The 12,761-nt window shown below is 67.6% G+C and carries 10 protein-coding genes; 9 read left to right on the forward strand and 1 reads right to left on the reverse strand.

Annotated elements, in window-relative coordinates; genetic code table 11:
* Positions 1-36 precede the first annotated feature (36 nt).
* The 8 genes from ABS767_RS06050 to ABS767_RS06085 all read left to right on the forward strand — a co-directional run bounded on the left by ABS767_RS06050 (position 37) and on the right by ABS767_RS06085 (position 9,960).
* Complete coding sequence (locus ABS767_RS06050; protein ID WP_408077455.1) at positions 37-837, forward strand: undecaprenyl-diphosphate phosphatase; 801 nt, start codon at positions 37-39, stop codon at positions 835-837.
* 141 nt (positions 838-978) lie between these two features.
* Complete coding sequence (locus tag ABS767_RS06055; RefSeq protein WP_408077456.1) at positions 979-2,430, forward strand: NAD(P)-dependent oxidoreductase; 1,452 nt, start codon at positions 979-981, stop codon at positions 2,428-2,430.
* The gene (locus ABS767_RS06060; protein WP_408077457.1) at positions 2,427-3,068 is read left to right on the forward strand and encodes a DUF2059 domain-containing protein; all 642 of its coding nucleotides are present in this window, start codon (positions 2,427-2,429) and stop codon (positions 3,066-3,068) included. Before ABS767_RS06055 ends, ABS767_RS06060 begins: the two co-directional genes overlap by 4 nt.
* Positions 3,065-7,585 (forward strand): glutamate synthase large subunit, encoded by a 4,521-nt coding sequence (gene gltB / locus ABS767_RS06065; RefSeq protein ID WP_408077458.1) that lies wholly within the window; start codon positions 3,065-3,067, stop codon positions 7,583-7,585. The genes ABS767_RS06060 and gltB overlap by 4 nt, the downstream gene beginning before the upstream one ends.
* A gap of 6 nt (positions 7,586-7,591) precedes the next feature.
* Entirely contained in the window at positions 7,592-7,927 is a 336-nt protein-coding gene (locus ABS767_RS06070) for a hypothetical protein (protein ID WP_408077459.1), read from the forward strand.
* A 124-nt stretch (positions 7,928-8,051) separates the two neighbouring features.
* Positions 8,052-8,519 (forward strand): hypothetical protein, encoded by a 468-nt coding sequence (locus ABS767_RS06075; protein WP_408077460.1) that lies wholly within the window; start codon positions 8,052-8,054, stop codon positions 8,517-8,519.
* 42 nt (positions 8,520-8,561) lie between these two features.
* Entirely contained in the window at positions 8,562-9,230 is a 669-nt protein-coding gene (locus tag ABS767_RS06080) for a glutathione S-transferase family protein (RefSeq protein WP_408077461.1), read from the forward strand.
* Positions 9,231-9,249: 19 nt separating this feature from the next.
* Positions 9,250-9,960, forward strand: coding sequence for an SDR family NAD(P)-dependent oxidoreductase (locus tag ABS767_RS06085; RefSeq protein WP_408077462.1), 711 nt, complete (start codon positions 9,250-9,252; stop codon positions 9,958-9,960).
* A 49-nt stretch (positions 9,961-10,009) separates the two neighbouring features.
* On the opposite strand, the gene ABS767_RS06090 is transcribed toward ABS767_RS06085, so the two are convergent.
* Positions 10,010-11,812 carry an aminopeptidase P family protein gene (locus tag ABS767_RS06090; protein WP_408077463.1) on the reverse strand — a complete coding sequence of 601 codons (1,803 nt, stop codon included), beginning with the start codon at positions 11,810-11,812 and terminating at the stop codon, positions 10,010-10,012.
* Positions 11,813-12,065: 253 nt separating this feature from the next.
* On the opposite strand from ABS767_RS06090, the gene ABS767_RS06095 reads away from it, so the two are divergent.
* Positions 12,066-12,752, forward strand: coding sequence for a L,D-transpeptidase family protein (locus tag ABS767_RS06095; protein WP_408077464.1), 687 nt, complete (start codon positions 12,066-12,068; stop codon positions 12,750-12,752).
* Positions 12,753-12,761: the final 9 nt, after the last annotated feature.

A 12,761-nucleotide genomic window follows, 5' to 3' on the forward strand; every position in this document is an offset into this window, starting at 1 on the left:
TGAACGGCCGGCCGCGCCCGGCGGAGGAGCCGCGCCATGAGCGATATCGTCACCTATATCATCCTGGGCATCATCGAGGGGCTGACCGAGTTCCTGCCCGTCTCCTCGACCGGGCACCTGATCCTGGCGGGCGAGCTGCTCGGCTTCACCGGGGAGGGGTCGGTCGCGTTCAAGGTAGCGATCCAGCTCGGTGCGATCCTGGCGGTGCTGGTCGCCTATTGGGGGCGTTTCTGGGATGTCGGCATGGGGCTGGTGCGGCGCGAGCGCGAGGCGATCTGGTTCACGCGCAACATCCTGATCGGCTTCCTGCCCGCGATGCTGATCGGTGCTGTCGCCTATGAGGGGATCCGCCAGCTGATCCAGTCGCCGATGACGGTCGCGGTCGCGCTGATCGTGGGCGGCGTCGCGATCCTGCTGATCGAGCGGATGGTGAAGGTGGTGAAGGTCGAGCGGATCGAGACGATGCCGCTGCCCACCGCAGTCGCGATCGGGCTGGTCCAGTGCATCGCGATGATCCCGGGGGTCAGCCGGTCGGGCGCGACGATCATGGGCGCGCTGCTGATGGGCGTGGAGCGCAAGACCGCGGCGGAGTTCAGCTTCTTCCTCGCGGTGCCGACCATGGCCGGCGCCACGGTCTATTCGCTGTACAAGGATCGCGACCTGCTCAGCTTCGACGACCTGGCCAGGATCGGCATCGGGCTGGGCGTCTCGTTTATCGTCGCGTTGCTGGTGGTGAAGGGGTTCGTGAAGATCGTGAGCCGCTTCGGCTTTGCGCCCTTTGCCTGGTACCGGATCGTCGTCGGGAGCGCAGCGCTGGTGTGGCTGATCAGCCGATAGGGCCGAATCGGACAAATCTTTGTAACGATATTGCTCGATTTGACTTAACCGACATGAGGCGTCAGGCATTTAGGTAAGCTAAACTGTCCTATATCGCGGATTCCGCGTGACTCCGGGCATCGTTTCTGTCATGCGCGCGCCATGGCAAAGGATGTGATGCTTCAATTCGTCGATCGTGGGCAGGCGTTTCCGGAGAAGCGCGAACCCGATCTGCGCGCGCAGGATTTTCGCGAGATCGCGGAGCGCTATGCCCCGCCGAGTGCGGAGGAGCAGGCCGGGCGCTGCTCGCAATGCGGTGTGCCCTATTGCTCGGTCCATTGCCCGCTGCACAATCACATCCCGGACTGGCTGCGCCTGACCGCCGAGGGGCGGCTGCGCGAAGCCTATGAGCTGTCCAACGCCACCTCGACCATGCCCGAGATTTGCGGCCGCATCTGTCCGCAGGATCGGCTGTGCGAGGGTAATTGCGTGGTCGAATTCTCGGGCCATGGCGCGATCACCATCGGGTCGGTCGAGAAGTTCATCACCGACACCGCGTGGGAAGAGGGCTGGGTCGAACCGCTCCAGCCCGGTCCCGCACGCGGCCAGTCGGTCGGCGTGATCGGCGCCGGGCCGGCGGGCCTCACCGCGGCGGAATATCTGCGCGTGCTCGGCTATGACGTGCATGTCTATGACCGGCACGACCGCGCCGGCGGGCTGCTCACCTATGGCATTCCCGGGTTCAAGCTCGAGAAGCATGTCGTCACCCGCCGCACTCAGCGGCTGGCCGATGGCGGCATCGTCTTCCACCTCGGCTTCGAGGTGGGCACGGACGCGACGCTGGAGGAACTGCGCCAGAAGCACGACGCGATCCTGATCGCGACGGGCGTGTACAAGCCGCGCGCGATCAAGGCGCCGGGCGTGGGCGCGGCCGGCGTGGTCGACGCGCTCGACTATCTGATCGCTTCCAACCGCAAGGGGTTCGGCGATACCGTCCCGGCGTTCGAGGATGGCAGCCTGGATGCCGCGGGCAAGAATGTCGTCGTGATCGGCGGCGGCGACACCGCGATGGACTGCGTGCGCACCGCCATCCGTCAGGGCGCGACCAGCGTGAAATGCCTCTATCGCCGCGATCGGGCGAACATGCCGGGCAGCCAGCGCGAGACCGCCAATGCCGAGGAAGAAGGCGTCGAGTTCGTCTGGCTCTCGGCCCCGGAAGCCTTCGACGGCGGCGACCGCGTGACTGCTGTCAAGGCGGTCGGCATGCGCCTCGGCGCACCCGACGCGAGCGGCCGTCGCGCACCCGAACCCGATCCGGGTGCAAAGTTCGACGTGCCCGCCGATCTCGTCATCAAGGCTTTGGGCTTCGACGCCGAGGATCTGCCCGTGCTGTTCGACGCGCGGGAGCTCGGCGTCACCCGCTGGGGCACGGTGCGCACCGATTCGCGCACGATGATGTCCAACCTCGACGGCGTGTTCGGCGCCGGGGACATCGTCAAGGGCGCCAGCCTGGTCGTCCAGGCGATCCGCGACGGCCGCGATGTCAGCGAGCGCATGCACGCGTGGTTGAAGGCGCAGAAAATGGCGATTGCCCCCGGAAAGGTTGCCGCATGATCCGGTCCATGGCGATCGCCAGCGCGCTGCTTGCGACATCCCCCGCATTTGCCCAGGCGGCCCCGGCCGCCCCCGCCCCGGCGTCGGAGATCGACCCGGCGCGGTTGGCCGCAGCCGAACGCGTCGCCGCCGCGCTGGTCCCGCCCGGCACCTATGTGCGGATGATGCGCGACCAGTTCCCCGCGATGATGGACGCGATGATGAGCCAGATGATGGGCATGACCGCCGCCGATCTGGGCGCACCGGATGCCAAATCTGGCGGCGAAACGCTCGGCAAGTCGATCGCCGAGGGCGACCCGCATTTTCGCGAACGCATGTCGATCATGACCAAGGTCATGGGTGAGGAATTCGGCGCGGTGTTCGACAAGGTCGAACCGCGCCTGCGCGTCGGGCTGTCACGTGCCTTTGCCCGCAAGTTCACGACGGCGCAGCTCAACGAACTCAACGCCTTTTTCGCGACACCGACCGGCAAGGCGTTTTCCGGCGACTATCTGGCCACCTTCATGGACCCTGAGGTCATGCAGGAGATGATGGCAGCTACCCCCGAATTGATGAAGGCGATGCCCGCGATCGTGGCGAAGGTCGAGAAGGCCACTGCCCATCTGCCCCCGCCGCCCAAGCAGGATAGCAAGAAATGACCGACGCCCTTTCCGCAGAACGCGAACGCCTCGCCCGCGAGGGCATGTACCGCCCCGAATTCGAGGGCGATGCCTGTGGCGTCGGCATGGTCGCGGCGATCGACGGCCAGCCGTCGCGCCGCGTGGTGCAGGGCGCGATCGATGCGCTGAAGGCGGTGTGGCATCGCGGCGCGGTCGATGCCGACGGCAAGACCGGCGACGGCGCCGGGCTGCATGTCGATCTGCCGCTGCGCTTCTTCGACGATGCCGTGCTCGCCAGCGGCCACCGCGTGCTGCCCAACCGGCTCGCGGTCGGCATGATCTTCATGCCGCGCGTCGATCTCGGCGCGCAGGAGGCGTGCCGCACGATCGTCGAAAGCGCGATCATCGAGGCGGGCTATACCATCTATGGCTGGCGCCAGGTGCCGGTCGACGTCTCGGTCATCGGCATGAAGGCGCAGGCGACCCGGCCGGAGATCGAGCAGATCATGATCGCCGGGCCGATGCCCGACGCGGTGTCGGAGGAGGAGTTCGAGAAGAACCTCTATCTCGTCCGCCGCCGCATCGAAAAGCGGATCATCGCCGCGCAGATCAGCGGGTTCTACATCTGCTCGCTCAGCTGCCGCTCGATCATCTACAAGGGGCTGTTCCTCGCCGAAAGCCTGAGCGAATTCTATCCCGACCTGCGCGACGACCGCTTCGTCAGCCGCGTCGCGATCTTTCACCAGCGCTATTCGACCAACACCTTCCCGCAATGGTGGCTGGCGCAGCCGTTCCGCTGCCTTGCGCATAATGGCGAGATCAACACGATCCGCGGCAACAAGAACTGGATGCTGAGCCACGAGATCAAGATGGCGGCGACCGCGTTCGGCGAGCATAGCGAGGACATCAAGCCGGTGATCCCGGCGGGCGCGTCCGATACCGCCGCGCTCGACGCGGTGTTCGAGGCGATCTGCCGCTCGGGCCGCGATGCGCCCACCGCCAAGCTGATGCTGGTGCCCGAGGCATGGCAGGCCGATACCGGCATGCCGCAACAGCATCTCGACATGTACAAATATCTCGCCAGCGTGATGGAGCCGTGGGACGGCCCGGCGGCGCTGGCGATGACCGACGGGCGCTGGGCCGTGGCGGGCGTCGACCGCAACGCGCTGCGCCCGCTGCGCTACACCCGCACCTCCGACGGGCTGCTCGTCGTCGGGTCGGAGACCGGCATGGTCCAGATCCCGGAGGCGACGGTGGTCGCCAAGGGGCGGCTGGGGCCGGGCGAGATGATCGCGGTCGATCTGGAGGAGGGCCGCTTCTACTCCGATCGCGAGACCAAGGACCGGATCGCGGGCGAATATGACTATGCCGCTATGATCGGCGAGTTCATCGGCATCGACGATCTGCCCGCGCCGGGCGCGGCGGGGCCGCATTTCGACCGCGCCGAGCTGACCCGCCGCCAGGTCGCGGCCGGGCAGACGCTCGAGGATATGGAGCTGATCCTCTCCCCCATGGCGACCGACGCCAAGGAGGCGGTGGGATCGATGGGCGACGATACCCCGCTCGCGGTGATCAGCGACAAGCCGCGGCTGATCAGCCAGTTCTTCCGCCAGAACTTCAGCCAGGTGACCAACCCGCCGATCGACAGCCTGCGCGAGCGGCACGTGATGTCGCTCAAGACGCGCTTCGGCAACCTCGCCAACATCCTCGACACCGCGCAGACCGCGACCAAGGTATTGATCCTCGAAAGCCCGGTGCTGACCAATGCCGACTGGGCGCGGCTGATGGCGCATTTCGGCGACCAGACCGCGGTGATCGACTGCACCTTCCCGGCAGGCGGCGGGCCGGAGACGCTGCGCGCGGCGATCGCCGACATCCGGCTCCAGGCCGAACAGGCGGTGCGCGCGGGCAAGACCGAGATTTTCCTGACCGACGAGAATGTCGGCCCCGACCGGGTCGCCATCGCCGGGGTGCTGGCCGCCGCGGCGGTCCACACGCACCTCGTGCGCAAGGGGCTGCGCTCCTATGCCAGCGTCAACATCCGCACCGCCGAATGCCTCGACACGCATTATTATGCGGTGCTGATCGGGGTCGGTGCGACCACGGTGAACGCCTATCTCGCCGAGGCGGCGATCGCCGATCGTCATGCGCGCGGGCTGTTCGGCGACCTGACCCTCGACCAGTGCCTCGCCAATCATCGCAAGGCGATCGAGGAGGGGCTGCTCAAGATCATCTCGAAGATGGGGATCGCGGTGATCTCCAGCTATCGCGGCGGCTATAATTTCGAAGCGGTCGGCCTGTCCCGCGCGCTGGTCAACGACTTCTTTCCCGGCATGCCCGCCAAGATCTCGGGCGAGGGCTATGCCTCGCTGCACCTCAGCGCCCAGCTGCGCCACGATGCCGCGTTCGACGGCGCGGTCGCGACGCTGCCGATCGGCGGCTTCTATCGTCAGCGCCATGGCGGCGAGACGCATGCGTACAGCGCGCAGCTGATGCACACGCTGCAGACCGCGGTGTCGACCGACAGCTATTCGACCTATCTGCAGTTCGCGCGCGGCGTGCGCGACCTGCCCCCGGTGTATCTGCGCGACCTGCTCGAATTCAACTATGCGGGGGAGGGGATCGCGCTCGACCAGGTCGAGGCGATCACCGAAATCCGCAAGCGCTTCGTGACGCCGGGCATGTCATTGGGCGCGCTCAGCCCCGAGGCGCACGAGACGCTGGCGATCGCGATGAACCGCATCGGCGCCAAGGCGGTGTCGGGCGAGGGCGGCGAGGATTCGATCCGCTACAAGCCCTATGCCAATGGCGACAACGCCAACTCGACGATCAAGCAGATCGCGAGCGGCCGCTTCGGCGTCACCGCCGAATATCTGGGTGCCTGTGACGAGGTCGAGATCAAGGTCGCGCAGGGCGCCAAGCCCGGCGAGGGCGGACAGCTGCCCGGCTTCAAGGTGACCGAGTTCATCGCCAAGCTGCGTCACTCGACCCCCGGCGTGATGCTGATCTCGCCGCCGCCGCACCACGATATCTACTCGATCGAGGATCTGGCGCAGCTCATCTACGACCTGAAGCAGATCAACCCGCGTGCGCGCGTGTGCGTCAAGCTGGTGTCGAGCGCCGGGATCGGCACCGTCGCGGCGGGCGTGGCCAAGGCACATGCCGATGTCATCCTGGTCGCCGGCCATGTCGGCGGCACCGGCGCTTCGCCTCAGACCAGCGTCAAATATGCCGGCACGCCATGGGAAATGGGCCTCAGCGAGGTCAACCAGACGCTGACGCTCAACGGGCTGCGCGGTCGCGTGCGGCTGCGCACCGATGGCGGCCTCAAGACCGGGCGCGACATCGTCATCGCCGCGATCCTCGGCGCCGAGGAATTCGGCATCGGCACGCTGAGCCTCGTCGCAATGGGCTGCATCATGGTGCGCCAGTGCCACAGCAACACCTGCCCGGTCGGCGTGTGCACGCAGGACGAGCGGCTGCGCCAGAAGTTCGTCGGCACGCCCGAAAAGGTCATCAACCTGATGACCTTTATCGCCGAGGAAGTGCGCGAGATCCTGGCGAAGCTTGGTTGCAAGAGCCTCGACGAGGTGATCGGCCGCACCGAGCTGCTGCGGCAGGTCAGCCGCGGCGCCGAGCATCTCGACGATCTCGACCTCAACCCGATCCTCGCCAAGGTCGACGCGGACGAGAGCCAGCGCCGCTTCAGCCTCAACACCTTCCGCAACGCGGTGCCCGACAGCCTCGACGCGCAGATCATCGCTGACGCCAAGGCGGTGTTCGAACGCGGCGAGAAGATGCAGCTCGCCTATAACGTCCGCAACACCCACCGCGCGGTGGGCACGCGGCTGTCGAGCGAGATCACGAAAACGTTCGGCATGTCGAAGCTCAACGACGGCCATGTCCAGGTCCGCCTGCGCGGATCGGCCGGCCAGTCGCTCGGCGCGTTCCTGTGCAAGGGTGTGACGCTCGAGGTGTTCGGCGACGCCAACGACTATGTCGGCAAGGGGCTGTCGGGCGGCACCATCGTCGTCCGCCCGCTGGTCAGCTCGCCGCTCGCCAGCCAGGACAATACGATCATCGGCAACACCGTGCTCTACGGCGCGACCAGCGGGCGGCTGTTCGCGGCGGGCCAGGCGGGCGAACGCTTCGCCGTCCGCAATTCGGGCGCGCAGGTGGTGGTCGAGGGCTGTGGCGCCAATGGCTGCGAATATATGACCGGCGGCGTAGCGGTGGTGTTGGGCCAGGTCGGCGCCAATTTCGGCGCGGGCATGACCGGCGGAATGGCGTTCATCTACGACGAGAGCGGCACGTTCGAGAGCCGCGCCAATGGCGACAGCATCGTGTGGCAGCGCCTGTCCTCGATGCACTGGGAGGCGGTGCTCAAGAACCTCGTCGCCGATCACCACGCCGCGACCGACAGCAAATGGTCGGGCGGGCTGATCGAGGACTGGGAGCGCGTGCGCGGCAAGTTCTGGCAGATCGTGCCCAAGGAGATGCTGACCCGGCTGGCGCATCCGCTCGACGACAGCGTGGAGATGGTCGCGGCGGAGTAGGGTCCGATGCGCCGGGTCGATCTCCGCGAGGTCAGGGCGGTGCTCATCCTCGCGGCGGTCGCCTGCGCGGTCGGCGGCGTTTTCTGGCTGGCGATGCCGAATGGCCAACCCGTCCAGCGGTCACAGGCAACGGTTGTGTCCATCGGGCCGGGCGTTCAGGCAACGCGCGACCCAAAGCCGTTCCAAGCAGTCATCACGCTCCGCCTGGACGGCGGCACCCGGCTGACGATTAAACGCTCGGTCGACTGTATGCGCTCGATTCAGGCGGGTGATCGCGTTCCGCTTGTCGGGGACCCGAATAATGCCGGGGCGGTCACATGGCGGATTGACCGGACCTGTTGACAGCCTGCCGCATCCGTTCCGCGATGGCGTAGAGATGGTCGCAGCGGAATAAAGCTATTCAGCACAGGGTCATAGCGCGGTATCTAGGGGCGGAGGATAGCCCTGCGACTCGGGAGATACCGTCATGCGCACCGTCTTGCTCGCCACTGCCGCCGCCACGACCCTGGTACTGCCTGTATCGGCGCAGGAGCGTGAGGCGCGCGTTGCCGAGACGCTCAACGACCCTGTCGTGCAGGACGGGCTCGTCGCCGCGGTCGCGACGATCGCGGGGATCGTTCTCGACACCCGCGTCGGCAGCATCGCGCCCTATAGCGACGGGCGCGTCCGTCCCGGCGACACGCTGCGCGACGTCAAGCGGCGCGACGACCCCGGTTTCGAGCGGCGGCTGCGGCAGGAGACGCGGCGCGCGGTTGGTACCGCCGGGCTGGTCGCGGGCAACGTTGCATCGGCCAGTGGCGCGATCGCCGAAACCACCGCGCGGCTGCAGGCGGCGCTGGCCCCCTTGGCCGCGGCGATCGATTCCCGCGGCGACGAGTCCGATGATGACGGCCGCTACGACGGTCCGGACGATTACGCGCCCGACGGCGACTGACATCGCTTGCGGCGCGCCATCGCGCGCGCCTAAAGCGAGGACATGTGGCAACTCTATCAATTCCCGCTGTGCCCCTTCTCGCGCAAGGTGCGGCTCGTCCTCGGTGAAAAGGGGGTGGGCTATGACCCAGTGCGCGAATCGCCCTGGGCGCGGCGTGACGAATTTCTCGACATGAACCCGGCGGGGCAGGTCCCCGTCATGGCCGACGATCGCGGCGTGGTGCTGATCGATTCGGTCGCGATCTGCGAGTTTTTCGAGGAAACGGTGAGCAAGGCCGCGCTGCTCAACGGCACCGCCGCCGACCGCGCCGAGATCCGCCGCCTCGTCAGCTGGTTCGACAACCAGTTCTTTCGCGACATCACCGGGCCGCTGCTCAACGAGCGGATGATCAAGCGCATCGTCCACCGCGCCACGCCCGACAGCGGCGCATTGCGCGAGGCGATGAAGGCCGCGGTCGCGCATCTCGACTATATCGATTTCCTGCTCGATCATCGCACCTGGCTGGGCGGCGCGACGATGAGCCTCGCCGACCTTGCCGCTGCCGCGCAGATCAGCGTCGCCGATTATCTCGGCGGGATCGACTGGAAGAGCCACGAACAGGCCAAGCGCTGGTATGTCGGCATGAAGAGCCGCCCGAGCTTCCGCCCGCTGCTTGCCGAGCGGATGGAGGGGATCAACCCGCCGCCGGACTACGAAAAGCTCGACCTGTGAGCCTTCAGGCGCGCGGAGCGTGACGGCCACCAAAGAGTTGAGCGCCGTCGTCATCGGCGCGAGCGGAGGCATCGGTGGCGCCTTTGCCGACGCGCTCAACGAAGAGGGCAGCCATGCCCGGGTCTGGCGCTTCGGCCGCTCGCTCGCCGGGGACGCGCATCTCGACCTGACCGACGAGGCGAGCATCGAAGCCGCTGCCGCGCGCGTCGCCGCCGGGCCGGCGCCGTCGCTGATCCTGGTCGCGACCGGCATCCTGGGGGAAGGCGAGCGCGGTCCGGAAAAGGCGCTGCGCGACCTCGATCCCGACTGGCTGGCGCGCGTCTTCGCGATCAACACGATCGGCCCGGCGCTGGTCGCCAAGCATTTCCTTCCGCTGCTGCCGCGCACGGGAACCCCGGTCTTCGCCGCGCTGTCGGCGCGCGTGGGCAGCATCTCCGATAACCGCCTCGGCGGCTGGCACGGCTATCGCGCGTCGAAGTCGGCGCTCAACATGCTGATCCGCAACTTCGCGATCGACGCCGCCCGCCGCAACGACCGCGCGATCGTCGTCGGGCTGCACCCTGGCACGGTCGATACGAAGCTGTCCGAACCGTTCCGCGGCACGGTCGCGCCGGGCAAGCTGTTCGCGCCCGATCGCGCCGCGCTGCAACTGCTCGACGTGATCGACGCTCTCAAGCCAGGCGACAGCGGTAAATGCTTCGCCTGGGACGGCGCGGAGATCCCGGCTTGACCGGAGCTCGGCTGCGCTGAGCGGGCCGGTGCCGTCTAACGCAACGCCTCTAACGCGAAGCGATCGGGCGGCACTTGGCGTCGAGCCACGCGCGCTCGTCGGGCGAGAGCTGCGGGCCGAGGATTTCCAGCACGCGCGCATGATAGGCGTCGAGCCAGCGGCGCTCCTCCTCCGTCAGCAGCGCAGGCTCGATCAGGCTGCGCTCGATCGGGCAGAAGGTCAGCGTCTCGAACCCAAGCATCACCGATTCGGCGCCGGGAATGTCCTGCTGCGTCACCAGCACCAGATTTTCGATGCGGATGCCGAACTCGTTCGCCTTGTAATAGCCGGGCTCGTTGGACAGGAACATGCCGGCGCGTAAGGGTTCGGCCGGGCCGCCCCCCGGATAATTGGGCGCGGCGATGCGCTGCGGCCCCTCATGCACCGCCAGATACGATCCGACGCCATGCCCGGTGCCATGACCATAGTCGCAGCCGACTTCCCAGAGCGGGCGGCGCGCGAAGGCGTCGATCTGCCCGCCGGTCGTGCCCTCGGGAAACACCGCGGTGGCGATCGCGATATGGCCCTTGAGCACGCGGGTGAATCGGTCGCGCATCTCCTGCGTCGGCTCGCCCACCGGGATTACGCGCGTGACGTCGGTGGTGCCGTCTTCATATTGCCCGCCCGAATCGACCAGATAGAGCTGGCCGGTCTCGATGGGCAGGCTCGACTCCGCGGTGACCTTGTAATGCGGGATCGCGCCGTTCGGCCCGGTCGCGGAGATGGTGTCGAAGCTCAGATCCTTGAGCACGCCCGTCTCTTCGCGGAATGCCTGCAGCCGGTCCGCCGCCGAGAGTTCGGTTACCCCGCCCTTGGGCATTTCGGATTCGGCCCATTTCAGGAAGCGGGCGAGCGCCGCGCCGTCGCGCGCCTGCGCGGCCTTGTGCCCGGAAATCTCTGCGTCGTTCTTGATCGCCTTGGCCAGCACCACCGGATCGCGCGTCGCCAGGATCGTCGCCCCGCCGGCGTCGAGCGCGTCGAAGATCGCCGCGACCGATCCGCCCGGATCGGCGGCGACGCGCTTGCCGGCGAATTGCCCCAGCGCCGGGGCGAACGCGCTGCGATCATGCACCCGCACCGCATTGCCGAGATGCTGCGCGACATCGTCACCCACCTTGTCCTTCGCGACAAACAGGTCGGCGGTGCCGTCGGCGTTGACGATGGCATAGGCGAGCGCGACCGGCGTGTGGCTGACGTCCGCGCCGCGCACGTTGAATGTCCAGGCGATCGAATCGAGCGCCGACAGCACCACCGCGTCCGCCTTGCGCTCGGCCAGCCAGTCGGCGATCTCGGCGCGCTTGCTCGCGCTGGTCCGTCCCGCCGCATCGTCGCCCTGCACCGCGAGCTTGGCATCGGACGGCGCGGGCTGGTCGTCCCACACCGCGTCGATCGGGTTGCGCGTCACCGCGACCAGTTCGGCGCCGCGCTCCGCCAACGCCTTCTTCGCCTCCTCGACCCAGCCGCGCGTGTGCAGCCACGGGTCGTACCCGATCCGCCCGCCCTGCGGCGCATGGTCGCGCAGCCAATCGGCGATGCTCACCTGCGGCACCGGAACATACTCCCAGTGCGCGCCGTCGACCTGCTGGCGCACCTGGATCGTGTAGCGCCCGTCGGTGAAGATCGCCGCCGCTTCCGGCAGCACCACCGCGCTGCCCGCGCTCCCCTGGAATCCGGTCAGCCAGGCGAGCCGCTGGGCATAGCCGCCGACATATTCGCTCATATGCTCGTCGGTCAGCGGCACGACGAACCCGTCGAGCGATTCGCGCGCGAGCTGGTCGCGCAGGGCCTTCAGGCGGGCGGCATGGGTCGACATGGGTGCAGTCCTCGAAAAACTGGGTCCGGGGCGGTTCGTCCCGATATGGGGAGCGAACGCTGCGCCGTTAAGCCGCCGTGTTGGCCCAACCGTCGTGGCTTGAAAAGGGGCATTCCTCCGCTGCTTCATAGGGGAGGAATCAGGGGCAGGTTAACGCCCGTCCACCCTGTCCCATGGCGATACGCGGGCAAATCGGGGGGTGGTCAGCGGGGGCATTATCGCCACATTGGCGGTCATGAACCGGAGGAGACTGATGCGCACGGGCGGATGGATGATGCGGACCCTGATCGTCGTGGGACTGGGCGCCGGGGCGATGGCGGCCGCCGCGCTGATCCCCGCACCCGAACCGGTCCGCAGCGCGCCCGTGGTGAAGCCCGCCGCCGCGGCCGCCCCGGCTCCCGCTCCCGTGAAGGCACCGGCACCGGCGCCGGCCCCGGCCCCGGTCGCGCCGCCTCCGGCCGCCCCCGCGCTCGACGCGATGGTGGTCAAGCGCATCCTCGACATCCCCGGCCCGATCAAGTTCGGCACCTATTACTGGGATACGCAGGGCGTTCCCGCCGACGGCCCGCTGATCATCACCGTCGATCTCGAGGCGCAGACTATGTCGGTGTTCCGCGACGGCTACGAGATCGGCGCGACCGCGATCCTCTATGGCATGGACGAAAAGCCGACCCCGCTCGGCGTGCACGAGATCAAGCAGAAGAAGGTTCACCACATCTCGAACCTCTACAACGCGCCGATGCCGTACATGATGCGCCTGACCTGGGACGGCGTCGCCATCCACGGGTCGGAGGTCGAGATGGGTCTCGCCACCCATGGCTGCATCGGCGTGCCGACGCCCTTCGCCAAGCTCGTCTTCGCGCAGGCCAAGCTGGGCGACAAGGTGATCATCACCCGCGGCAAGCGGCTCGGCATGGGCGGCGTCGTCGCGCCGGAGTGACCGGCGCGA

Source organism: Sphingomonas plantiphila, assembly GCF_046000505.1.
GTDB lineage: Bacteria > Pseudomonadota > Alphaproteobacteria > Sphingomonadales > Sphingomonadaceae > Sphingomonas > Sphingomonas plantiphila.